This window comes from Cloacibacterium sp. TD35 (genome assembly GCF_028864635.1).
GTDB lineage: Bacteria > Bacteroidota > Bacteroidia > Flavobacteriales > Weeksellaceae > Cloacibacterium.
In genome coordinates this window covers 49,885-72,557 of sequence record NZ_CP104850.1, presented here as the reverse complement: position 1 = coordinate 72,557, position 22,673 = coordinate 49,885, and the positions used below count along the sequence as shown (strand labels likewise).

Genomic DNA, 22,673 nt, shown 5'->3' with positions numbered 1-22,673 from the left:
GACATCTATTACTTTAAATTACGTATTTTGTATTAGTGTATCCTATGTCATTTGTCATAATTTTGTAATGCTAAACAACCATAAAATAAAACAAATGATGAGAACAAAGTATTTACTAATCTAACACATAGCCTAAATGTTTATTTATAAAATTAAATGAAACATTTTACGAGTGACATGTCGCTTTAATGAGTTGGTTTTAAAAAAAGTCTATTATTCTTATTGATTACTTCTACATTAAAATCATTTCATTTTTGAAAGTTTTTTAGGGAGATAACCCCGAGGATTAATGTTAATCAAAAAAAACTTTTTATTATGAGTTTAAAAAATTATTTTCTCAAAAGACTCAGTTTCTTTTTAGTTTTACTATCGTCTTTTTATGTATTTATAGGTGCACAGACCATTACGGTAGATGGAGATCCAAGTGATTGGCCTGCAGCACTTAATGGAAACATTGTCAAAGCTTTTGTTCATGATCGTGCAAACGTAAGTGATGACAATAAATTTGATGCCTCTAAAGACATAGAGGATACCCCTTTGTGGAACTGGTCAATTGGTCAAGTTAATGACAAAGGAGATATTACCAATGCTGGAGCAGTGCTAATTAATGGCGATGAGCTCTATTTCTTTGGAGATAGAACTGCTATTAATGGTGACGCTCAAATTGGTTTCTGGTTCTTTCAAAATGGCTCTGGTCCAGTAGGAACCACTTCTGGAACTTTTGCACCACCACATGCCATAGGTGATTTGCTTATCTTGAGTAATTTTACGAATGGTGGAGGTCAAGTAACTATCAGAGTTTATCGTTGGGTAGGTTCTGGAGGATCAGACGGTCCACTAGATTTGGTTACTAGAACAAGTAAGGCAGTGGTTAATACACAATCTGTTCAATCGCCAAACTATCCAGGATGGACTTATCAAGGTAAAAACGTGCCATCAGTAGGTACGCCTCCTCCTAATACATATCCTACAGGTTCATTCTTTGAAGGATATGTAAAATTAGATAGATTAATTGAAACCTGTTATGCAAGTTTCTTAATGGAAACAAGAAATTCCGCTAGTGTAAGTGCTGCATTAGAGGATTTTGCATTTGGTGAATATAATGGAAAACCACAAGCTCCTAAAGTAACCGCGGGTTCTATTTGCGGACCAGGAGTTGTACAGCTTTCAGCGGAATGTGCAAGTGCAGATAATGCTATAACGAGATGGTATGACGCACCAACTGGTGGTAATTTATTATTTACTGGTTCTAATTATGCTCCAAATATCAGTCAAACAACTACCTATTATGTTGCTTGTTTCAGAAGTGATGGATTAGGTTGTGAAAGTGCTAGAACTCCAGTTGTGGCAACTGTCAATCCAAAACCAGAGGTTTCCTTATCTTTTGATCCTATTAAATGTAATGGAGATAATACCACCATAGTTGCAAATGTGACTTCTGGAACTGCTCCATATACATATTTGTGGAGTAATGGAGAAAAGACTTCTAGTATTTCTGTAAAAGCGGGAACTTATAGTGTGGTAGTAACTGATTCTAAAGGTTGCGAAGTTTCAAAAGAAATTACGATTTCAGAACCTAGCAAACTCTCTATGGAAGTATCTTACACTCCAATCTTATGTAACGGAGGCAAATCAACCGTAACAGTAACAGCTGACGGAGGAACAGCACCATACACAGGAACCGGAAGTTGGGATGTAGTAGCAGGAACTTATACCTACACAGTAAAAGATGCCAATGGATGCGAAGTTTCAAAAGAAATCACGATTTCAGAACCTAGCAAACTCTCTATGGAAGTATCTTACACTCCAATCTTATGTAACGGAGGCAAATCAACCGTAACAGTAACAGCTGACGGAGGAACCGCACCATACACAGGAACCGGAAGTTGGGATGTAGTAGCAGGAACTTATACCTACACAGTAAAAGATGCCAATGGATGCGAAGTTTCAAAAGAAATCACGATTTCAGAACCTAGCAAACTATCTATGGAAGTATCTTACACTCCAATCTTATGTAACGGAGGCAAATCAACCGTAACAGTAACAGCCGATGGAGGAACCGCACCATACACAGGAACCGGAAGTTGGGATGTAGTAGCAGGAACTTATACCTACACAGTAAAAGATGCCAATGGATGCGAAGTTTCAAAAGAAATCACGATTTCAGAACCTAGCAAACTCTCTATGGAAGTATCTTACACTCCAATCTTATGTAACGGAGGCAAATCAACCGTAACAGTAACAGCCGACGGAGGAACAGCACCATACACAGGAACCGGAAGTTGGGATGTAGTAGCAGGAACTTATACCTACACAGTAAAAGATGCCAATGGATGCGAAGTTTCAAAAGAAATCACGATTTCAGAACCTAGCAAACTATCTATGGAAGTATCTTACACTCCAATCTTATGTAACGGAGGCAAATCAACCGTAACAGTAACAGCCGATGGAGGAACCGCACCATACACAGGAACCGGAAGTTGGGATGTAGTAGCAGGAACTTATACCTACACAGTAAAAGATGCCAATGGATGCGAAGTTTCAAAAGAAATCACGATTTCAGAACCTAGCAAACTCTCTATGGAAGTATCTTACACTCCAATCTTATGTAACGGAGGCAAATCAACCGTAACAGTAACAGCCGACGGAGGAACAGCACCATACACAGGAACCGGAAGTTGGGATGTAGTAGCAGGAACTTATACCTACACAGTAAAAGATGCCAATGGATGCGAAGTTTCAAAAGAAATCACGATTTCAGAACCTAGCAAACTCTCTATGGAAGTATCTTACACTCCAATCTTATGTAACGGAGGCAAATCAACCGTAACAGTAACAGCTGACGGAGGAACCGCACCATACACAGGAACCGGAAGTTGGGATGTATTAGCAGGAACTTATACCTACACAGTAAAAGATGCCAATGGATGCGAAGTTTCAAAAGAAATCACGATTTCAGAACCTAGCAAACTATCTATGGAAGTATCTTACACTCCAATCTTATGTAACGGAGGCAAATCAACCGTAACAGTAACAGCCGATGGAGGAACCGCACCATACACAGGAACCGGAAGTTGGGAAGTATCAACTGGAACTTATACCTACACTGTAAAAGATGCCAATGGATGCGAAGTTTCAAAAGAGATTACCATTACTCAACCTACACCTCTAGCGCTTACCATAATTGCAGAAAAATTAGTTTGCTATGATGGCAAAGTTCAACTTACTGCTAATGTAAGTGGTGGAACTTCACCTTATACTTATTCTTGGTCTAATGGTGAAACTACTCAAACAATTACAGTAGGAGCAGGTTCTTACACCGTAACCGTAAAAGACGCCAATGGTTGTATGATTTCTAAAAATGTAGAAGTTAAGGTACCAACTTGTGACGGATTCACTACTGTTACTCAAGGAGGTTGGGGTGCCAAAGCCGCTGGTAAAAACTGGGGTGCTTATAGAGATGCTAATTTTGCAGCAGCATTCCCTACAGGTTTAATGGTAGGAACAGCCCTTAGAAATCTTAAACTTTCTTCTGCTAAAGCCGTAGATGATTTCTTACCAAGTGGTTCTTCACCTAGAGCATTAGAAAATTCTTATGTTAATCCAGGTCAAACTTATCAAAACGTATTTGCTGGTCAAGTAGTAGCACTTACTTTGAGCGTAAGATTTGATGAATGGGATGCTAATTTCTCTTCTAGCGCAACTAAATTAGGAGATTTAATAGTAAACTCTGGAACATTTGCAGGCTGGACAGTTTATCAAATTCTAGCTGAAGCCAATAAAGTTCTCGCAGGCGAAGCGTCTATGTATTCTGCAAGCCAATTGAATGCAATAGTAGATGCCATCAACAATAATTATGACAATGGAAAAGTAAATCTAGGTTTATTATCTTGCCCATGTCCTACTGTTGAAAAACAAGCACCTGTAGCTAAAGTGGCTGCTCCAGCTAAATCTACACCAGATGTAATCACAAATCAAGAAGTAGTTCTTTATCCTAACCCTTCTTCTGGTGAATTTAATTTAAGATTTGATACACCTAAAGACGGTAAAATTTTAGTTCAGATTTACAATGCTCAAGGAACGCTAGTAGGCGATTTCAGCAGCAAAGTAATAAGAAATAATAATAAAGCTTCTCTTCATGTTAACAATTCTAATTTAGCCGCTGGTCTATATCTAGTAAAAGTGAAAACTTCTACCCAAGAGAAAACCATCAAGCTAATCATTAGAAAATAAGTCTAATTTTTAAAAATGGAAAGTCCCGCAGCAATGCGGGATTTTTTTGTTTTTATTTGGGCGGCATTTCCGTCTACAGCTCCCGCTTTTTTTCTGTCATAACGAGCAGAATAAACCGAAGAGAAGTAAACATTTGAATATTTTTAGAAATTTGAAACCAACTTTAGACAGAAAAAAGAGCTCCGCTTTCGCCGGGCCGCGAAAAAATCTCCGTAAATTTCCCTATTTTCGCAGCATGATTTTCACAGAAGAAACCACACTAGAACATCTTTGCATCAATTACGTAGGAAACCAAACGCATCAGGAAGCTTTGGTAACCTCAGATTCAGAAGTTTTCATCACAGATGAGATGAAAGAATTGCTCAAAGATTATTTCCTTAAAAACTTTAAACCCGAAATCTTTTTCGAGTTTTTTCATAGTTCTAATATCGAAAACAACGAAGTGTTTACCTACGTTTCAGAGATTTTTGAACAACCAGAATTGTTAGAAAACCAGTCCAAAAAATTGGCAAAACTGCTTTACGAACATTCTACCAATCCTAGAACCAAAGGTGGAGAATTCTACGTTTGTTTTTTCAAAGATTGCATCGTAAAAGGAGAAAGATATGACGCAGTCGGACTTTTTAAATCCGAAAACAAAGACACTTTCCTAAAAGTTTCTACCAAAAATGAAAACTTTGAACTCGAAACTTTACAAGGAATCAATCTGAATAAAGTTGACAAAGGTTGCTTGATTTACAATACCAACAAAGAACAAGGCTATCTCATGTCTATTATTGATGGAACGAGTAGAGCCGAAACCAGTTATTGGATGGACGATTTTTTGCAAGTTCGTCAGCGTCAAGATGAGTATTTTGAAACACAAGAAACCTTGAATTTATATAAAGAATACATCACAAAACAGCTTCCGCAGGAATTTGAAATCACCAAAGCAGACCAAGCAGATTTCTTGAATAAATCGTTGAGTTTTTTCAAAGAAAAAGAAGAATTTAAGATGGAAGAATTCACAGGAGAAGTTTTGAAAGACCAAGAAGTAATCCAAAGTTTCAATGCCTTCAAAACACAATACGAAGACGAAAGAGATTATGCTTTGTCAGACGAATTTGCCATCAATGATGCGGCTGTAAAGAAAAACGCCAGAATTTTAAAAAGCGTTATCAAATTAGATAAAAACTTCCATATTTACGTTCACGGTGACCGAAAACTTATCCAACAAGGACAAGACGAAAACGGGAAATATTATATGCTGTACTTCGAAGAAGAAAACTAAAAAAAACGCTCCAAATTTTTGGAGCGTTTTTTATTTATTTCAATTCAGATTCATTTTCTTGAAACAAATCTGGAACTGACCAATATCTTTCGCCAGTGTCATAATTAAAGGTCAACACTTTAGCGCCTTTTGGTAATTCTGGTAATTTCTTAGCAATTGCAGCAAGAGAAGCACCTGTAGAAATCCCTGCTAAAATTCCTTCTTGAGCTGCTAATTTTCTAGCAAAATCGTAAGCTTCTGCTTTTTCTACCTGAATTACACCATCCAGAATTTCAGAATTCAACACTTTTGGCACGAAACCAGCACCAATTCCTTGCAAAGGATGCGGACCAGGATTTCCACCGCTTAAAACTGGTGAATCTGTAGGTTCTACGGCATAACTTTTCAGATTCGGGAATTTTTCTTTCAGAACTTCTGTTACGCCCGTAATATGGCCGCCAGTTCCTACACCTGTAATCACGTAGTCAAATCCTTCTGGAAAATCTGCCAAAATTTCTTGAGCAGTGGTATTTTTATGAATTTCTGGATTCGCATCATTTTCAAATTGCTGTGGAATCCATGAATTTTCAATCGTTGAAGCCAGTTCGTAAGCTTTTTTCACCGCACCATTGGTTCCTAATTCTCTAGGTGTTAAAACAAATTCAGCGCCATACGCAGACATGAGTTTTCTACGTTCTACAGACATAGATTCTGGCATTACCAGCACTAATTTATAGCCTTTTACCGCACAAACCATTGCCAAACCTACACCTGTGTTTCCCGAAGTAGGTTCTATAATCAAGGTGTCTTTATTAATTTTTCCTTCTTTTTCCGCCGTTTCTATCATCGCAAGAGCAATTCTGTCTTTTATGCTTCCACCAGGATTGTGGCGTTCTAGTTTCATCCACACTTCTACATCACTCCCGAAAATCTTATTTAACTTTATCAAAGGAGTGTTGCCAATCACTTCTAGTACATTATTAACTTTCATATTTTTTAAATTTTAAATATTATTTATTTGGGCAGCTTTTCCGCCTTCCACTCCCGCTTTTTTTAAATTTTTTCCTCACTAACTCTCCTAAAGGAGAGAACCAAAAAAATTTTAAAAAGAGCTCCGTTCAAGTCGGGCAGCAAGTTTCGTAATTTTAATTAAGTTCAGTTTTTATTTCACATTAAACTTCCATCATCTAGCATCCATCATCCATCACTAGATAAAATAATTTATCGGTTCATTACCCGGAAATTTATTTCTAACCGTCACTTGACCTTTGTGAAAAACCACCGAATTTTTCGGTAGGCTGTCTGTAATCCAAACGTTACCACCGATGATGCTGTTCTCGCCAATCACGGTTTCTCCTCCTAAAATGGTAGCATTCGCATAAATAACCACACCGTTTTCTATGGTAGGATGTCTCTTGGTATTGGCAATTTCTTTAGAAACAGAAAGCGCTCCCAAAGTAACTCCTTGATAAATTTTGACACCATTTCCAATTTCTGAGGTTTCACCTATTACAATTCCCGTACCATGATCGATAAAAAATGGCGAACCAATGGTAGCACCAGGATGAATGTCTATTCCTGTTTTGCTGTGCGCCAACTCTGTCCAAATTCTAGGAATCAACGGAATTTTTTTGAGTTGCAATTCATGAGCCAATCTGTAAATTGCAATCGTATAAAAACCAGGATAGGAAAAAGTAACTTCTTCTACAGAGGTTGCAGCAGGGTCATTTTCTAGGGCAAATGCAGCGTCTTGTTCTAAAGTTTTATAGATTTCTGGGAATTTGGTAAAAAAATACTCTCCACATTCTATGGCTTTTTCTTTGTCATCAAAAACAGAATACAGAATCTTGATAAAATCTATTTTAAATTGTTGTAATCGATGGGCGATTTCATTTTCTGAAGCACATCTTTGAAGCTCTAGGAAAAATACGAATCTGAAAAAATCATCGATAAAGGTTTCGATTTTCTTTTTATCTAAATCATATTTTCTGTTAGAATATCCGTCTTGTAAATGCTTCAAAAAATTTTCCATCCTTCAAAATTTAAAACAAAGGTAAGCAATGTCTCTGTTTTTGTCCTTGATTTATGGTAATTTTTACATCTATTTACACGATTGAAAAATTTTAAAATTAGGATGTAATTCATATCAAGAAAATTGTCTAATCCTCAAATAATCATTAAATTTGAGCAACTTAATTTTAAACTTTAAAAAAATAAAAAAAATGAAAGTAACTGTAGTTGGAGCAGGAGCTGTAGGTGCATCTTGCGCAGAATATATCGCCATGAAAAACTTCTGTTCAGAAGTAGTTTTAGTAGACATTAAAGAAGGTTTTGCTGAAGGTAAAGCAATGGATTTAATGCAGACTGCTTCTTTGAATGGTTTTGATACTAAAATTACGGGAACTACTGGTGATTATAGTAAAACTGCTGGTTCAGATGTAGCGGTAATCACTTCTGGTATTCCTAGAAAACCTGGAATGACTAGAGAAGAGTTAATCGGTATCAATGCAGGAATTGTAAAAGATGTAACTGCTAACTTAGTAAAATATTCTCCTAATGTAACCATCATCGTGGTTTCTAACCCTATGGATACTATGGCTTACTTAGTTCACAAAACTTCTGGTTTACCAAAAAATAAAATCATTGGAATGGGAGGTGCTCTAGACTCAGCACGTTTCAAATATAGATTAGCAGAAGCTTTAGAAGCTCCAATTTCTGATGTAGACGGAATGGTAATTGCAGCACACTCAGATACTGGTATGCTTCCTTTATTATCTAAAGCAACTAGAAACGGTGTTCCTGTAACTTCTTTCTTGTCAGAAGAACAACAAGCGTATGTAGTAGAAGAAACTAAAGTAGGTGGAGCTACATTAACTAAATTATTAGGAACTTCAGCTTGGTATGCACCAGGTGCAGCAGTTTCTGTAATGGTTCAGGCAATTGCATGTGACCAAAAGAAAATGATTCCTTGTTCACTTATGTTAGACGGAGAATACGGTCAGTCTGATATTTGTTTAGGTGTTCCTGCGATTATCGGAAAAAATGGAGTAGAAAAAATCGTAGAAATCGAATTGACTGAAGCAGAAAAAGAAAAGTTTGCAACTGCAGCAGCAGCGGTAAGAGAAGTAAACGGAGATTTAAAATTCTAAAAAACTCCTTTTATAAAATAAATAAAACGCATCTTTTAGGTGCGTTTTTTGTTAGGTGACAGGGTTTAATTTTTAATGTAAAATTAAACTTCGGCTATCATAAAAACCTTTAAATTTGCCTAAATTAAAATTTCTAGAAAAATGCTTAGAAAAATTAGCACTCTTGCATTAGTAACATTGGCTTTGTTATCTGTAGATGCACAAAAAAATAAAAATACTCAATACAATGATGGAGTAGAAAGACCAAAATTGGTGGTAGGAATTGTGGTAGACCAGATGCGTTGGGATTTCTTGTATAAATATCAAGCAAAATATGGAAACGGTGGTTTCAAAAGATTATTAAATGAAGGCTACAGTTTTAATAATGTGATGATTGATTATATTCCTACGGTTACTGCATTAGGTCATACCTCTATTTATACAGGTTCTGTACCATCAATTCACGGAATTGCGGGAAACGACTGGACCGATAAAGAAACGGGCAAAAATGTTTACTGTACTACAGATGAAACGGTAAATGCTGTAGGAACAGAAGCTAAAAAAATAGGTCAGCATTCTCCTAGAAATCTTTGGAGTACTACCATTACAGACCAGTTAGGAATTGCAACTAACTTCCGTTCAAAAGTAGTTGGCGTTTCATTAAAAGACAGAGCTTCTATTTTACCAGCGGGTCATAATCCTACTGCGGCTTTTTGGTTTGATGAAACCACAGGGAATTTCATTACTTCTGATTATTATTTGAAAGAATTGCCACAGTGGTTGAATGAATTTAACAAAGAAGAAAACGGTAAAAAACTAGTTGCAAATGGTTGGAAAACATTACTTCCTATTTCAGAATATTTCGAAAGTACGGCAGATAATGTAGCTTGGGAAAGCCTTTTAGGAAGTGCTAAAACACCTACTTTTCCTTATGAAAATTTAGCAAAAGATTATGATGCTAAAAAAGGAGTGATTAGAACAACGCCTTTTGGGAATTCTTTAACCCTAAAAATGGCAGAAGCTTCTATCAATGGTTACGGAATGGGTGAAGACCAAATTACAGATTTCTTAACAATTAATATCGCTTCTACAGATTATGTAGGTCATGCTTTTGGGCCAAATTCTATAGAAATAGAAGACACTTATTTAAGATTAGACAAGGATTTAGAAGCATTTTTCCAGCAATTAGATAAAAAAGTAGGAAAAGGAAACTATTTAGTATTCTTGTCTGCTGATCACGGTGCTGCGCATTCAGAAGGTTATATGCAAGCCAATAAAATGGCAACAGGTTTCTTTGATGAAGGTTTAGAAAAAAGTATTAGTGAAGAACTTGAAAAAAAATATGCAGGAAGTAAATTGATTTTAGGAATTGATAATTACCAAGTTTATCTTAATCAAAATGTTATCAAGGAAAAAGGATTAGAAACAGATGAGGTAAAGAAAACCATTCTTGGTTTGCTGAATAAAGATAAAAGAGTATTGTACGCTGTAGATTTAGAAGAAGTAGCAGAAGCAGCAATTCCAGAACCAATTAAAACCAGAATTATTAATGGTTATAACTGGCAAAGAAGTGGTGATATTCAAATCATTACGCATGACAGCATGTTGCCGACTTATGCTAAAAGAGGAACTACTCATAGCGTTTGGAATTCATACGATGCCCACATTCCATTAATTTTTATGGGTTGGAAAGTTAAAAATGGACAAAGTGCAAAACCATATCACATGACAGATATTGCGCCAACTCTAGCTCAAATGCTGAAAGTTGAAAATCCAAGTGGGAACATAGGAAATCCTATTACAGAAGTTTTAGAAAAATAATAGATTTTCATCTAATACTATATTATAAAATCGGGAAGACTTCCCGATTTTTTTGTTTTAAAGTAAGAAAAAACCTACGGTGCGAGCTTTGCTCGCGCCGTAGGTTTTTGAACAATAATATTAAAGTGAAAAGGATTTTTATTTTTTCACAGGCGGATAATTGGCCATAATCTCTGCTACAATCGCTGGAATTTGTTTTTGTTTAGATTTAGGAGAATCTACATTGATTCCGCTTCCTACACCTTGCCAAACTAATTTTCCAGTTTTAGCATCTACGATGTCAATAATCAAACTTCCTCTGTTGTAGTCGGTAGTCCAAGCTCTGCTCATTCCAACTCCCCATCCAAAAGGTCTTCCCCAACCGTACATTCCGAAACTAGGCTCAATTCTGGTATTTTCTACTTTTTTATGAGAAGCTTTCAAGTTTACAACTAAATCAGGAGTTTGAGATGCTGATAAACCTTTCATTTGTAGGTTTTTAGCTACTTCGTTTAAAACACGGTCTTTGTCTAAATCATTCAGTTTTAAATCATCTACTCTAAACTGATACGTTTTATAAGAACTAAAATTGGCAGTTTCAGCATAATCTGTTCTCACATTAAATGGTGAACAAGACGTAACAAAAAGTGCTGCTGAAGCTAACAAAAGGAAAAAATATTTTTTCATTTTTTATGATTTATGTGGTTTTTTCTCAATTTTTTTAAAAGAATCAGTCTTTTTATCATAACCATAAGGACAATGCTTGCAACCACTTTTACAGCAGTAACCGCGTCTTAAGTGGTATCTTTCGGTGAAAACTTTGTAACCTAATTCATTATAATAAAAATCTTCGCCTTCTACTAATTCTTTATCAAATTTCATTCCATAAAATTACAAAAAATTCAATCATAATTTTAAATCATTGTGTTAATTGCTCCTTTTAACTTTTCTTATCTTTGTTCTATGATTATTTTCAGTTTACGCCTTCTCCGAAAGACTAGAATCAACGGAATTACCATTTTTCCGTTCATTTTTCTTCGTGAATCTGCGTTTAAGGAAAATAAAATACTCATTAATCATGAAAAAATACACATTCGTCAGCAATTAGAACTCCTCATTATTTTCTTTTATTTATGGTATGTAGTAGAATATTACTATTGGTGTTTTAAGTTAAAAGACAAACATTTGGCTTACCGAAATATCAGTTTAGAAAGAGAAGCTTACGCTATGGAAGAAGATTTAAACTACCTCGAAATCAGAAAAATTTGGAGCTTTTGGAAGTACAGAGTGTGATTTTTAATGAAAACATAAAAACATGAATTTACCCGAGCATAAAATTTCAATTATAGAAATTCCTATCGGAAAAAAAGTAAGACTTTTCATCAAAAGAGAAGACCTTACCCATCCCGAAATTTCAGGAAATAAATATTGGAAAATGTTTTACAATGTCAAAAAATATTTAGAAAAAGAAGTTTCAGAAAGAAAAATCATCACTTTCGGAGGTGCCTTTTCTAATCATATTGCAGCAGCGGCAGCTTTGGGAAAAGAATTTGGCATCGAAACTCTAGGAATTATCAGAGGAGATGAATTAGAAAACTCTTGGCAAGAAAATCCCACTCTTTCTTTAGCGCACAAAAACGGAATGACTTTCAGATTTGTGACTAGAGAAGCTTATAGAGACAAGGAAACTTTGATGAAAAACCTTCAAGAAGAATTTCCTAACAGTTTGGTGGTTCCAGAAGGAGGAACCAATGAAAATGCGGTGGAGGGAATTCAGTTTATGCTCAATGAAGAAACTCAAGATTTTGGCTATCTTTGCAGTGCTATAGGAACAGGAGGAACCATTTCAGGAATTTCTAAATTTGCTAAAGAACATCAAAAAGTGTTAGGTTTCAAAGCGGTAAAAGATGAATCTTTAGAAAAAAGGATTTTAAATTTTTCTAAAAGACAAAATTTCACCATTTTTGATGCTTCTGATGGCGGTTTTGGCAAAATAACAGACGAAAATATTCGTTTTATAAATAAATTTTATCAAGATTTTGGCATTATTTTAGAGCCTGTTTACACTGGGAAAATGCTCAGGACGATTTTTGAACTCATAGAAGAAGATTATTTCCCAGAAGATAGCAAGATTTTAGCTTTTCATACAGGAGGTTTGCAAGGAATAAAAGGCGCAAACGAAATGTTGAAAAAGAAAAATAGACCTACAATCATAATAGAAAGTTAATGAAGAAATTTTTTTCAGTATTCATATTAATTATTGCAAATAGTTACCAAGCCCAAACTTGGAAAACAGAAGACCAGTACATTCAGCGATTTGCACAATATGCTGTAGAAGAAATGGAATTATACAATATTCCAGCTTCTATTACTTTGGCGCAAGGACTTTTAGAAACAGGTGGTGGCCAGTCTAGATTGGCACAAGAAGGGAAAAATCACTTTGGGATTAAGTGTAAAGAAAACTGGATGGGAAAAACCATGAGTCATACTGATGATGCTCCTAATGAATGTTTCAGAGTATATGAAGATCCTAGAGAATCATACAGAGATCATTCTTTGTTCTTGGTAAATCGTCCTTTTTACAAAAATTTATTTCTTTTAGATCCTAAAGATTATAACGGTTGGGCCCATGGTTTGAAAAAAGCGGGTTATGCGACCAATCCTAGATATGCTTATATTTTGATTGATAAAATTCAGAAATATAAACTTTTTGAATTTGATTATATCAAAAAAGAACAAGTCACTGAAAAGCTTTTGGCATTGTATCCTGATTTGGCGAATGATAAAGAGTTTTTAGCGAAAAATTTGCCAAGTCCTACAAAAGAAGAAGCTCCAAAAGTGGTAATAGATGCTCCAGAACCTGTAAAATTGACTAAAGAAGAAGTTTTATTGTCGGTTTTGATGAAAGCACATCCTAATGAAGCTTTGAAATACATCGTGATTCCAGTTGAACCAGATTATGATGATGCATCAGAAGTTAGTTTGCATGATATTTCTAAAAAATACGGAGTATCTACTTCTAAATTAATGAAATGGAACGAGCTTTCTTCTCAGACTTTAAAAGAAGGACAAATTCTCTTCCTCGAAAAGAAAAATTCTGTAGGAAGTGTGGAAACATATCGTGCCGAAAAAGGAGATAATATGTATTCTATCGCTCAGAAATTTGCAATAAGACTCGATAAACTTTATGACAGAAATCGCATGGAATATGGAGATAAAGTAAAAGAAGGTCAACTTATTTATCTTAAAAATAGAAAACCTAGATAATATTATTTAACTCATAATTTATAAATCATAACTTTCAAAAAATGTTATACCAAAGAAGTTCAGCTCTCTTCGAAGAAGCGTACAAATATATTCCAGGAGGTGTTAATTCGCCAGTTCGTGCTTTCAAATCTGTAGGAGGAGTTCCTGTTTTTTTGAAATCTGCGAAAGGTGCTTATTTAACGGATGAAGATAATAGAACATATGTAGATTACATTAATTCTTGGGGGCCGGCAATTGTAGGTCACGCTCATGATGAGGTAGTAGAAGCGGTGAAATTACAAGCAGAAAAAGGTTTTTCTTTTGGTGCGCCTACGGAATTAGAAACACAAATTGCAAAATTCATCATCGAAAATGTTCCGAATATTGACCAAATCAGAATGGTTTCTTCGGGTACGGAAGCTTGTATGAGCGCAATTCGTTTAGCAAGAGGTTATACAGGAAGAGAAAAAATTATCAAATTTGAAGGTTGCTATCATGGTCATTCAGATTCATTTTTGATTAAAGCAGGAAGTGGAGCGGCAACTTTCGGGAATCCTAATTCTCCAGGCGTAACTTCTGGAACTGCAAAAGACACACTTTTAGCAAAATACAATGATATAGAACAAGTACAGGATTTGTTCCGTCATAATCAAGGTGAAATTGCTGCGATTATTGTAGAACCGGTTGCTGGAAACATGGGTTGTGTTTTGCCAGAAAATAATTTTCTTCAAAATCTAAGAAAAGTTTGTGATGAAAACGGTGCTTTATTGATTTTTGATGAAGTAATGACAGGTTTCCGTTTGGCTTTTGGTGGCGCGCAAGAATTGTACAATGTAAAAGCAGATATCGTGACTTACGGAAAAGTAATTGGTGGTGGAATGCCAGTTGGAGCTTTTGCTGCAAGAAACGAAATTATGAATAAACTTTCGCCAAGAGGAGATGTTTATCAAGCAGGAACGCTCAGTGGAAATCCTCTAGCAATGAGAGCGGGTTTAACTACGCTTCAACTCATCAAAAACAATCCTAATTTTTACGAAAAGCTAAATAAGGCCACAGAAACGCTAGATTTTGAAATTGGTAAAATTCTTAATGAAAAAGGAATTGCCCATAAAATCAACAGAAAAGGAAGTATGATGAGTATTTTCTTCCATACGAATAGGGTTTCAAATTTTGAGGAAGCTGCAGATTCTAACCATTCACTTTTCAATAATTTCTTCCACCAATTGTTGGCTCAGGGAATTTATCTTCCGCCAAGTGGTTACGAAACGTGGTTTATCTCTGATTCTATTAATGACACCGAAATTGATAAAACGCTAGAAGCGGTTAGAAATTTTGATTATTTAGACAAAATATCAGACTAAAATAAAATCCCTCAAATTTTTGAGGGATATTTTTTTAATTCATTTCTAATCCTAAAAGTTTCGCTTCTTTAATGATGAAATTTCTGGCTTCGTCTTTATCATTTGCAATGATGCCCTCTAAAATGGCCTCTTTTACTTTTTCTTTCAAAATTCCAATTTCACGACCAGGTTTCAACAGGAACATTTCCATAATTTCTTCTCCAGAAATGGGTGGTTGAAAATTTCTAACGTGGTCTTTTTCTTCCACTTCCTTTATTTTCTTCGCTACATATTCAAAATTTTTCTTGAATTTTTCTTGTTTTGAAGCGTTTTTAGTAGTGATGTCTGCTTTACAAAGCGTAAACAGATCTTCTAAATCTTCACCAGCATCAAAAAGCAATCTTCTCAAGGCAGAATCAGAAGTTCCATCGTCAATCAAAGCTATAGGTCTGGATGAAAGTTTTACCATTTTCTGCACATATTTCATATCATGTCCTAATGGTAATTTTAATCTCGTGAAAAGGTTTTTCACCATTTTAGAACCTAGAAATTCGTGTCCGTGGAAAGTCCAACCTACTTTTTCTACAAATTTTTTAGTCGGTGCTTTTCCGATGTCGTGCAATAAAGCAGCCCATCTTAACCAAAGATTATCAGTGTTTTTAGAGATATTGTCTACTACTTCCAAAGTGTGCCAAAAATTATCTTTGTGCGATTGTCCTTCCACTTCTTCTATTCCTCTGAGTGAAGTTAATTCAGGAATAATTTTTTCTAAAAGGGTGGTTTCTTCCATCAATTTTAAACCAACCGAAGGTTTTTCGCTTAACATAATTTTGTTGAATTCCACCATAATGCGTTCCATCGAAACAATTTTGATGCGTTCTGCTTCTTGTTTGATGGCTTCTAGGGAATTTTCTTCAATATTAAAATGTAAAACCGATGCAAATCTAATGGCTCTCATCATTCTGAGCGGGTCGTCTGAATACGTTTGAGCTGGTTCTAGAGGCGTTCGCAGAATTTTGTTCTGCATATCTTCTCTTCCGTTAAAAGGATCAATCAGTTCTCCAAAATTTTCTGCATTGAGAGAAATTGCCAATGCATTTACGGTAAAATCTCTGCGTTTTTGGTCGTCTTCCAAAGTTCCTGTTTCTACCGCCGGTTTTCTAGAATCTTCGGAATAGCTTTCTTTTCTGGCACCTACAAATTCTAAATCCAAGTCTTGGTATTTAATCATCGCAGTTCCGTAAGTTTTGAACACAGAAACTTTCAAATCTCCGAGTTCTTTTCCTACCGCTTTTGCGAGTTCTATTCCGCTTTGTTCGGTTACAAAATCGATGTCTGTTGGTGCTTTTCTTTGCATCAATAAATCACGAACGTAACCGCCAACAATATAGACCGTTTGGTTGTTTTCTTGTGCGACTTTAGAAATGATTTTAAAAAGTTTGAAATTTTTATTTTGGGTTAAATTGATTTTCATTTTTGTATAAAAACTCTCGCAGATTGAGCCGATTTTGCAGGTTTAATCTGCGGTTTCTGCTAAATCTGCGAGAAATTAATTTTTTGCAAAGATAAGATTAATTATAAAATTGATAAAACCTTAATTATTCCCTTAAAACTTTCACTCTTCCATCGCTCCAAACTTTTATCACTGAAGAACCAGAATATTTAGAAACGCTTTCTCTGTTTTCTTCTACTGCATAATCTACCGCATCAATGAGTTCTTGCGAAATGTCAGAGAATTTCAATGGTGATTTGTCTCCGCTAAAATTGGCAGAAGTAGAAACCAAAGGTTTATTGAGTTTAGAAATCAATTTTTTGCAAAAATCATCTTTCACCAGTCTAATGCCTATGCTTCCGTCTTCTGCCAAAATTTCTTTCGGTAGATTTTTAGGATTTTCATAAACGATGGTGACAGGTTTTTCAGACAAATCAATAATTTGCCAAGCCATTTCTGGAACGTCTACTAAATCTTGTAATCTGCGTTCGTTTTCCACCAAAATTATCATGGATTTGGTTTTCTCACGCTTTTTGATTTCAAAAATTTTGTTGATGGCTTCTACATTGGTTGCATCACAACCAATTCCCCAAATCGTATCTGTAGGATAGAGTATAACGCCTCCGTTTTTTAATATTTCTAATGCCTTTTCCATGATTTATATATTATAAATTCGGTAAATATCTTTCCTCAATTATTTTTAAATGATGGAAATTGTGTCCCACGATTAATCTTCCGATGGTTTCTACAGAAATTTCGTTTCCATTAGCTTTCCCCGTGTTGGTAAGTGCTACATTTTGTAAATTTTCGAAGAAAATGATAGACGTTTGTCTCACAATTCTGAACTCTTCTAACAAACTTACCAAAGTTCTATCGTTAGCAAAAGAATTCTCTACAAAAAGATTTTCATCAAAACCAGACAATTCGGTTTGGTCTTTTCTGGCAAAACGAAGTGCTCTGTATTGGAAAATTTTTTCGGTGTCTATTAAATGAAGAAGTAATTCCTTGAGCGTCCATTTTCCTTCTGCGTATGCAAAAAGTGATTTTTCATTGTTTAAACCAGAAAAAATCTGAATTGTGTCTGCCCCAGAATTAATCATTTCTTCCAACCAATTTTCTGTTGGAATTTGGTCTAAATATCTTTGAATATATTTTTGAAATTCAGTCATAACTAAGTTTTAATTTTGGTTAAGATGGATTGGTCCACTCATAAAAATTGGCGTGATTATAATGCTCAAAACCACAACTTGGATAAAGTTGGTTGCCAATTTCGTTGGTTTTATCGGTTTCTAAAAGAATTCCGCAAGCGTTTGTTGCGATACATAATTCTTTTGCTCTTTCTATTAATGCTTTAGAATGACCTTTCCCTCTGTGATTTTCGTTGACGAATAAATCATTCAAAAGCCAATATCTTTTCATTCTTGTAGAAGAAAACAATGGGTATAATTGAGAAAAACCAGTCAAAATTCCGTTTTCTTCTGCTACAAAAATTTCAGAATCTTGGTTTTTTAATCTTTCTTTTAGAAAATTTTTAGCACCTTCAATATCACTTTCCTTATGATACCAAGTTCTGTATTGGTCAAATAAATTCGACAGTTGAGGTAAATCTTCTAAGATGGTTTTTCTCGTCAACATAGATTTTTAGTTAAAAGCTTGTTCTAAATCAGCGATTAAATCTTCGGCATCTTCGATACCGCAGCTAAGTCTTACCAAATCATCGGTAATGCCTAATTCTGCACGTTTTTCTGCAGGAATAGAAGCGTGAGTCATTAAAGCAGGATGGTTCGCTAAAGATTCTACACCGCCTAAGCTTTCTGCCAAAGTAAACACCTTTAATTTTTCTAAAAATTTGATAGAATCTTCTTTTTTGCCAGATTTAAAGGTGAAAGAAATCATTCCTCCGAAAGTTTTCATTTGTTTTTTTGCCAATTCTAACTTAGGATTGTTCGCTAAATTAGGATAAAAGACTTTGTCCACTTTTGGATGATTTTGTAAATATTCAGCAATTTTTTGTCCGTTTTCAGAATGTCTCTGAACTCTTAAAGCCAAAGTTTTAATACCTCTCAAAACCAAATAAGAGTCGTGAGGTCCTAAAATTCCGCCACTTGCAAACTGAATGAAATGTAATTTTTCTCCTAATTCTGGTGTTTTAGCAATTAACGCTCCTGCAATGACATCAGAATGTCCACCTAAATATTTGGTAGCAGAGTGCATCACAATATCTGCACCTAAATCTAAAGGCGTCTGAATATAAGGCGTTGCGAAAGTATTATCAACCGCTAAAAGAATATCTTTTCCTTTGATAAGTTCTGCAACTTTTTGAATGTCAACCAATTTCATTAATGGATTGGTTGGAGTTTCTAGCCAAACCAATTTGGTTTTTTCGTTAATTAATGGAAGAATATTTTCAGGATTCTCAAGATTTACAAAGTGAAATTTCAGTTGATATTTCTCAAAAAGTCTGATAAACATTCTGTAGCTTCCACCGTATAAATCGTCTACAGCGATGATTTCGTCTCCAGGGTTCAACAATTTCAAAACGCAGTCAATGGCTGCTAAACCAGAACCAAAAGCTAAACCTCGAGCTCCATTTTCTATAGAAGCCAGTGCGTCTTCTAACGCTTGTCTGGTAGGATTTGCCGCTCTAGAATATTCGTAACCAGAATGCTGACCAGGTGAAGATTGTGCAAAGGTAGAAGTGAGAAATACAGGAACATTTACAGAACCTGTTACTTTTTCGTGGTGTTGACCACCATGTATTACTTTGGTATTGAATTTCATTTTGAACTAATTATTTTATCTTACTCATAAAAGCGAAATCTTCCGCAAATTCTTGAATTTTTTCGGCTACATCATCTTCGCCAGTTGCTCTTTGGTAGGTGTGTCCTAGAGAAACGAAAATCTGATGTAGGAACATTTTCATTTGATCTACAGGCATATCTTTAGTCCATAAATCGATACGTAATGCTTCCATCGCCTTTTCGTCCCAAACTGAAATCATGGTGGCTTTGGTTTCTTGATTTTCGACACCACCATCTTGAGCATTCCAAGTCATTTTTTCTGGAACGTGATTTTCGTCTAATTCTACGTTAATTGTTATCTGTGTTTGTCTCATTTTCGTAAAGTTGTAAAATCGTAAAATTGCAAAGTTGAAATCTAAAAAAACGATTTTACAACTCAACAAATTTTCGATTTCACGAATTAATTTTTAGGTTTATAATTACTTTTGTTAAAAATCTCTGTTGCAGGTAAATGTAGGAATTTTTGCAAAGTTACCGCTGGATTGTTTTCTAAATATTGTCTGCAAATTTGCCAACCGATAAAAGCACCTACTCTAGGAGAAGATTTTGGGTCTACTTCGGTGTAAAATTTAGAAAAAGGTGCTTTTGCCAAAAATCTTTCATCTAATCTATTGTCATCGCTGAAAAGCAAATCATTTTCTACAAAATAATTCCAAATATTTTCTTCATTTGAAATCGCCCAAGATTGTTGGTCTTTAGAATAATGCATTTTGAATTGATCCATCGTTTCAGGAAGAAAAGCGTCTTGTAAGGTCATTAACTTTCCAAAATTGATGATTTTATCCAAAAATTTATTATGGTCTGGAGTTGCAGGAACATAATCTGCAGCTATGGTTTCTGCTACTTTTGGCAAAACATTTTGAGGCGTCATTTCTTTTCTCATGTAAACATCTATCCCTTCATAAAACTCAGATTTTTCTCCTAAAAATGCAGATAAATCTATGAAAAGTACACCTTCATTTGGGACATACAAAATAGGTTCTTCATACAATTCTGTAGCCGAAGAGAATACGTAAACTTGTGGGTTTTGAAATTCAGGGAAATAGTATTTTATATGAGCAAAAAGTGTAGCCAATTGTTTTTCTAAATTCGCTAGATTATTTTTATTTAAGGCGTCTTTATATATTCTTTTTTCGATGGTGTCTGCACGTTTTTTTTCGTAAGTAGCATCTGAAACTTGTGGCGCTAAGAAAAAACCAAAATCTTTTTTGAAATTCTGAAACGGAATTTTGTCATTGTAAAAAGCAGAAGAAATATCAATAACTTTTACAGGTTCAGTGTTTTTGATTTCTACTTTCCAGCGTTTTTCTGCTTCTTTATTACAAGAAAAAAGAATTAATAAGAAGCTGCAAAGAAGAGAATATGCTATATATTTTTTCATTGGTTAAAACATTTGACCAAACTCATCAGTTGGTTCGGTAAAAATTTAATTATTTTTACAAAAAATTAGTTTCGCAAAAATAGTAAAAAATAAAAGGATGGTAGAATTTTTAGAAACAGAAAGATTGATTTTAAGACCGCTGAATTTAGATGATGCAGAACGTCTGTTTTTATTAGATTCTAATGCAGAGGTAATGAAATATATAGGCATCGCGCCATTGAGTCAAATAGAACAATCTGTAGAGGTTATTAAGATGATTCAAAAGCAATATGCAGAGAACGGAATCGGAAGGTATGGAGTGATAGAAAAAGCCAGCAATTTACTAATTGGATGGAGTGGATTGAAATTTTTAACAGAAGAAATCAACGGAATTAAAAATGTGTATGATTTGGGCTATCGATTTTTACCAGAATATTGGGGTAAAGGTTATGCTACAGAAGCTGCAAAAGCATTTATAGCATATGGTTTTAACGACTTGAATTTAGATGAAATTTGTGCTCATGCTCATTCTGGAAATGACGCTTCTATCCATACTTTAAGAAAATTGGGTTTCGAAGAAAAAGAAAAGTTTGTAGATGAGCTGGATGGTGCAGAGTGTTATTGGTATGAATTAAAGAAAGAAAATTTTTAAAACAGTAAAAATTGAAATACATGCAATCAGAAAAAATAATTGAAAGAATAGTTTCTTGGCTAAAAGATTATGCAGAAAAAGCAGGAGCAAAAGGTTATGTAATAGGAGTTTCAGGAGGGGTAGATTCTGGTGTGGTTTCTACGCTTTGCGCGATGACAGGCTTGAAGGTTCTAGCTTTAGAAATGCCGATTCGTCAAAAAACAGACCAAGCTTCTCGTGCTTTGGAACATATAGATTTTCTAAAAACTCAATTTCCTAATGTGGAAGGATTTTCGGTAGATTTAAATGAACCTTTCGAAGCGTTATATAAAACTTTTGAAGTAAAAGACCAGGAGTTTCCTGCTGAAAAATTGGCTTTTGCCAATACCAGAAGCAGATTGAGAATGCTGACGCTGTATTATTACGGACAAATCAACGGACTTTTAGTTTGTGGAACTGGGAACAAAGTGGAAGATTTCGGGATTGGTTTTTATACCAAATATGGCGATGGTGGAGTAGATGTTTCGCCGATTGCAGATTTGTACAAAACTGAAGTATATGCTTTGGCAAGAGCTTTAGATTTGCCAGAATCCATCAAAAATGCGATTCCTACAGATGGACTTTGGGATGTGGATAGAACAGATGAACAACAAATCGGCGCCACCTATCCTGAATTGGAAAAAATCCAAAAAGAATGGGGAACAAAAACCGAAGCAGAATACTCTGGAAGAGATTTAGAAGTTTTCAAAATTTTCAGCAAAATGCACAAAGCTGCGCAACATAAAATGAATCCAATTCCGGTTTGTGATATTCCGGAAGAATGGAGAGATTAAGTTGGAAAATTAAAGAGATAGAATCAAAAAAACATGGATAATAAAAAGTCACTTTTTTATATAATTATTGCATTTGCACTTGGAATGCTTCTAATGTACCTTTTCAATAATTATAAAATTGAGAAGAAAAACAATACAAAAAATACAGAAATTTCTTACCAAAAATCTGACAATCAGAATCACAACAATTCTTATTCTTATGAAAATTCTTCAAGAAATAATATTAATGAATTAACCAATGATGAATTGGTGGTAAAATATCTGAAACAACACGGAGAATTACCCGATTATTATATCACAAAATCCGAAGCAAAATCTATGGGTTGGGTTCCAAGCAGAGGAAATCTTTGCGAAGTTGCTCCCGGAAAAGCTATTGGTGGTGATATTTGGACAAACCGACAAAAATCTCTCCCAACAAAATCTGGACGAAAATATTACGAAGCAGATCTTAATTATAATTGTGGCAATAGAAATGCAGATAGAGTAGTTTTTTCTAATGATGGGTTGGTTTTCGTGACGTTTGATCATTACAGAAGTTTCGAGGAAAAATAAATTTGCCG

The 22,673-nt window shown here is 34.9% G+C and carries 22 protein-coding genes; 11 read left to right on the top strand and 11 right to left on the bottom strand.

Annotation, left to right across the window (positions count from 1 at the left end):
• Positions 1–315: 315 nt before the first annotated feature.
• Entirely contained in the window at positions 316–4,233 is a 3,918-nt protein-coding gene (locus N7277_RS00290) for an Ig-like domain-containing protein (protein WP_274779799.1), read from the top strand.
• A gap of 235 nt (positions 4,234–4,468) precedes the next feature.
• Entirely contained in the window at positions 4,469–5,503 is a 1,035-nt protein-coding gene (locus tag N7277_RS00285) for a nucleoid-associated protein (protein WP_274779798.1), read from the top strand.
• 34 nt (positions 5,504–5,537) lie between these two features.
• Here N7277_RS00285 and cysK read toward each other — a convergent pair whose 3' ends face one another.
• Positions 5,538–6,473, bottom strand: a complete 936-nt coding sequence (gene cysK / locus N7277_RS00280) for a cysteine synthase A (RefSeq protein WP_274779797.1) — start codon at positions 6,471–6,473, stop codon at positions 5,538–5,540.
• A gap of 216 nt (positions 6,474–6,689) precedes the next feature.
• Entirely contained in the window at positions 6,690–7,514 is an 825-nt protein-coding gene (gene epsC, locus N7277_RS00275; RefSeq protein ID WP_274779796.1) for a serine O-acetyltransferase EpsC, read from the bottom strand.
• Between the two features lie 190 nt (positions 7,515–7,704).
• Between epsC and N7277_RS00270 the strand changes: the two genes are divergently transcribed.
• The gene (locus tag N7277_RS00270; protein WP_274779795.1) at positions 7,705–8,631 is read left to right on the top strand and encodes a malate dehydrogenase; all 927 of its coding nucleotides are present in this window, start codon (positions 7,705–7,707) and stop codon (positions 8,629–8,631) included.
• A 141-nt stretch (positions 8,632–8,772) separates the two neighbouring features.
• Positions 8,773–10,431 (top strand): alkaline phosphatase PafA, encoded by a 1,659-nt coding sequence (gene pafA / locus N7277_RS00265; protein WP_274779794.1) that lies wholly within the window; start codon positions 8,773–8,775, stop codon positions 10,429–10,431.
• Between the two features lie 138 nt (positions 10,432–10,569).
• Here pafA and N7277_RS00260 read toward each other — a convergent pair whose 3' ends face one another.
• Both N7277_RS00260 and N7277_RS00255 read right to left on the bottom strand, forming a co-directional pair.
• On the bottom strand, positions 10,570–11,097 hold the full coding sequence (locus N7277_RS00260) for a DUF4136 domain-containing protein (RefSeq protein ID WP_274779793.1): 528 nt from the start codon (positions 11,095–11,097) through the stop codon (positions 10,570–10,572).
• 3 nt (positions 11,098–11,100) lie between these two features.
• The gene (locus tag N7277_RS00255; RefSeq protein ID WP_274779792.1) at positions 11,101–11,292 is read right to left on the bottom strand and encodes a DUF5522 domain-containing protein; all 192 of its coding nucleotides are present in this window, start codon (positions 11,290–11,292) and stop codon (positions 11,101–11,103) included.
• Positions 11,293–11,373: 81 nt separating this feature from the next.
• Between N7277_RS00255 and N7277_RS00250 the strand changes: the two genes are divergently transcribed.
• The 4 genes from N7277_RS00250 to hemL are packed head-to-tail and all read left to right on the top strand — an operon-like array spanning position 11,374 to position 15,017.
• On the top strand, positions 11,374–11,703 hold the full coding sequence (locus N7277_RS00250) for a hypothetical protein (RefSeq protein WP_274779791.1): 330 nt from the start codon (positions 11,374–11,376) through the stop codon (positions 11,701–11,703).
• Positions 11,704–11,725: 22 nt separating this feature from the next.
• Positions 11,726–12,637 (top strand): 1-aminocyclopropane-1-carboxylate deaminase/D-cysteine desulfhydrase, encoded by a 912-nt coding sequence (locus N7277_RS00245; RefSeq protein ID WP_274779790.1) that lies wholly within the window; start codon positions 11,726–11,728, stop codon positions 12,635–12,637.
• Positions 12,637–13,677, top strand: coding sequence for a glucosaminidase domain-containing protein (locus N7277_RS00240; RefSeq protein WP_274779789.1), 1,041 nt, complete (start codon positions 12,637–12,639; stop codon positions 13,675–13,677). Before N7277_RS00245 ends, N7277_RS00240 begins: the two co-directional genes overlap by 1 nt.
• A gap of 41 nt (positions 13,678–13,718) precedes the next feature.
• A complete protein-coding gene (gene hemL, locus N7277_RS00235) occupies positions 13,719–15,017 on the top strand; it encodes a glutamate-1-semialdehyde 2,1-aminomutase (RefSeq protein ID WP_274779788.1) in 1,299 nt (432 codons plus the stop codon).
• Between the two features lie 34 nt (positions 15,018–15,051).
• Here the strand turns inward: hemL and N7277_RS00230 are convergent, their stop codons facing one another.
• From N7277_RS00230 to gldB, 7 genes are all read right to left on the bottom strand, one after another.
• The gene (locus N7277_RS00230; RefSeq protein WP_274779787.1) at positions 15,052–16,470 is read right to left on the bottom strand and encodes a CCA tRNA nucleotidyltransferase; all 1,419 of its coding nucleotides are present in this window, start codon (positions 16,468–16,470) and stop codon (positions 15,052–15,054) included.
• Positions 16,471–16,594: 124 nt separating this feature from the next.
• A complete protein-coding gene (locus N7277_RS00225) occupies positions 16,595–17,143 on the bottom strand; it encodes an L-threonylcarbamoyladenylate synthase (RefSeq protein ID WP_069797817.1) in 549 nt (182 codons plus the stop codon).
• Between the two features lie 10 nt (positions 17,144–17,153).
• Positions 17,154–17,657, bottom strand: coding sequence for a DinB family protein (locus N7277_RS00220; protein ID WP_274779786.1), 504 nt, complete (start codon positions 17,655–17,657; stop codon positions 17,154–17,156).
• Between the two features lie 19 nt (positions 17,658–17,676).
• On the bottom strand, positions 17,677–18,123 hold the full coding sequence (locus N7277_RS00215; protein ID WP_274779785.1) for a GNAT family N-acetyltransferase: 447 nt from the start codon (positions 18,121–18,123) through the stop codon (positions 17,677–17,679).
• Positions 18,124–18,129: 6 nt separating this feature from the next.
• Positions 18,130–19,269, bottom strand: coding sequence for a trans-sulfuration enzyme family protein (locus tag N7277_RS00210; protein WP_274779784.1), 1,140 nt, complete (start codon positions 19,267–19,269; stop codon positions 18,130–18,132).
• A 10-nt stretch (positions 19,270–19,279) separates the two neighbouring features.
• Positions 19,280–19,603 (bottom strand): gliding motility protein GldC, encoded by a 324-nt coding sequence (gene gldC, locus N7277_RS00205; RefSeq protein WP_069797807.1) that lies wholly within the window; start codon positions 19,601–19,603, stop codon positions 19,280–19,282.
• Positions 19,604–19,689: 86 nt separating this feature from the next.
• Complete coding sequence (gene gldB, locus N7277_RS00200) at positions 19,690–20,670, bottom strand: gliding motility lipoprotein GldB (protein WP_274779783.1); 981 nt, start codon at positions 20,668–20,670, stop codon at positions 19,690–19,692.
• A gap of 97 nt (positions 20,671–20,767) precedes the next feature.
• On the opposite strand from gldB, the gene N7277_RS00195 reads away from it, so the two are divergent.
• The 3 genes from N7277_RS00195 to N7277_RS00185 are packed head-to-tail and all read left to right on the top strand — an operon-like array spanning position 20,768 to position 22,665.
• A complete protein-coding gene (locus tag N7277_RS00195) occupies positions 20,768–21,301 on the top strand; it encodes a GNAT family N-acetyltransferase (RefSeq protein WP_274779782.1) in 534 nt (177 codons plus the stop codon).
• A 20-nt stretch (positions 21,302–21,321) separates the two neighbouring features.
• The gene (gene nadE, locus N7277_RS00190; RefSeq protein WP_274779781.1) at positions 21,322–22,113 is read left to right on the top strand and encodes an NAD(+) synthase; all 792 of its coding nucleotides are present in this window, start codon (positions 21,322–21,324) and stop codon (positions 22,111–22,113) included.
• Between the two features lie 33 nt (positions 22,114–22,146).
• Positions 22,147–22,665, top strand: a complete 519-nt coding sequence (locus N7277_RS00185) for a ribonuclease domain-containing protein (RefSeq protein WP_274779780.1) — start codon at positions 22,147–22,149, stop codon at positions 22,663–22,665.
• Positions 22,666–22,673 lie beyond the last annotated feature (8 nt).

Excerpts from the sequence above, each read along its gene's own strand:
- N7277_RS00285 (WP_274779798.1), top strand. The coding sequence starts at position 4,469 with ATGATTTTCACAGAAGAAACCACACTAGAACATCTTTGCATCAATTAC.
- gldB (WP_274779783.1), bottom strand. The coding sequence starts at position 20,670 with ATGAAAAAATATATAGCATATTCTCTTCTTTGCAGCTTCTTATTAATT.
- N7277_RS00290 (WP_274779799.1), top strand. The coding sequence starts at position 316 with ATGAGTTTAAAAAATTATTTTCTCAAAAGACTCAGTTTCTTTTTAGTT.
- N7277_RS00220 (WP_274779786.1), bottom strand. The coding sequence starts at position 17,657 with ATGACTGAATTTCAAAAATATATTCAAAGATATTTAGACCAAATTCCA.
- hemL (WP_274779788.1), top strand. The coding sequence starts at position 13,719 with ATGTTATACCAAAGAAGTTCAGCTCTCTTCGAAGAAGCGTACAAATAT.
- N7277_RS00270 (WP_274779795.1), top strand. The coding sequence starts at position 7,705 with ATGAAAGTAACTGTAGTTGGAGCAGGAGCTGTAGGTGCATCTTGCGCA.
- N7277_RS00230 (WP_274779787.1), bottom strand. The coding sequence starts at position 16,470 with ATGAAAATCAATTTAACCCAAAATAAAAATTTCAAACTTTTTAAAATC.
- N7277_RS00240 (WP_274779789.1), top strand. The coding sequence starts at position 12,637 with ATGAAGAAATTTTTTTCAGTATTCATATTAATTATTGCAAATAGTTAC.
- N7277_RS00195 (WP_274779782.1), top strand. The coding sequence starts at position 20,768 with ATGGTAGAATTTTTAGAAACAGAAAGATTGATTTTAAGACCGCTGAAT.
- pafA (WP_274779794.1), top strand. The coding sequence starts at position 8,773 with ATGCTTAGAAAAATTAGCACTCTTGCATTAGTAACATTGGCTTTGTTA.
- N7277_RS00245 (WP_274779790.1), top strand. The coding sequence starts at position 11,726 with ATGAATTTACCCGAGCATAAAATTTCAATTATAGAAATTCCTATCGGA.
- N7277_RS00255 (WP_274779792.1), bottom strand. The coding sequence starts at position 11,292 with ATGAAATTTGATAAAGAATTAGTAGAAGGCGAAGATTTTTATTATAAT.
- N7277_RS00185 (WP_274779780.1), top strand. The coding sequence starts at position 22,147 with ATGGATAATAAAAAGTCACTTTTTTATATAATTATTGCATTTGCACTT.
- N7277_RS00225 (WP_069797817.1), bottom strand. The coding sequence starts at position 17,143 with ATGGAAAAGGCATTAGAAATATTAAAAAACGGAGGCGTTATACTCTAT.
- N7277_RS00215 (WP_274779785.1), bottom strand. The coding sequence starts at position 18,123 with ATGTTGACGAGAAAAACCATCTTAGAAGATTTACCTCAACTGTCGAAT.
- cysK (WP_274779797.1), bottom strand. The coding sequence starts at position 6,473 with ATGAAAGTTAATAATGTACTAGAAGTGATTGGCAACACTCCTTTGATA.
- gldC (WP_069797807.1), bottom strand. The coding sequence starts at position 19,603 with ATGAGACAAACACAGATAACAATTAACGTAGAATTAGACGAAAATCAC.
- N7277_RS00250 (WP_274779791.1), top strand. The coding sequence starts at position 11,374 with ATGATTATTTTCAGTTTACGCCTTCTCCGAAAGACTAGAATCAACGGA.
- epsC (WP_274779796.1), bottom strand. The coding sequence starts at position 7,514 with ATGGAAAATTTTTTGAAGCATTTACAAGACGGATATTCTAACAGAAAA.
- N7277_RS00210 (WP_274779784.1), bottom strand. The coding sequence starts at position 19,269 with ATGAAATTCAATACCAAAGTAATACATGGTGGTCAACACCACGAAAAA.
- nadE (WP_274779781.1), top strand. The coding sequence starts at position 21,322 with ATGCAATCAGAAAAAATAATTGAAAGAATAGTTTCTTGGCTAAAAGAT.
- N7277_RS00260 (WP_274779793.1), bottom strand. The coding sequence starts at position 11,097 with ATGAAAAAATATTTTTTCCTTTTGTTAGCTTCAGCAGCACTTTTTGTT.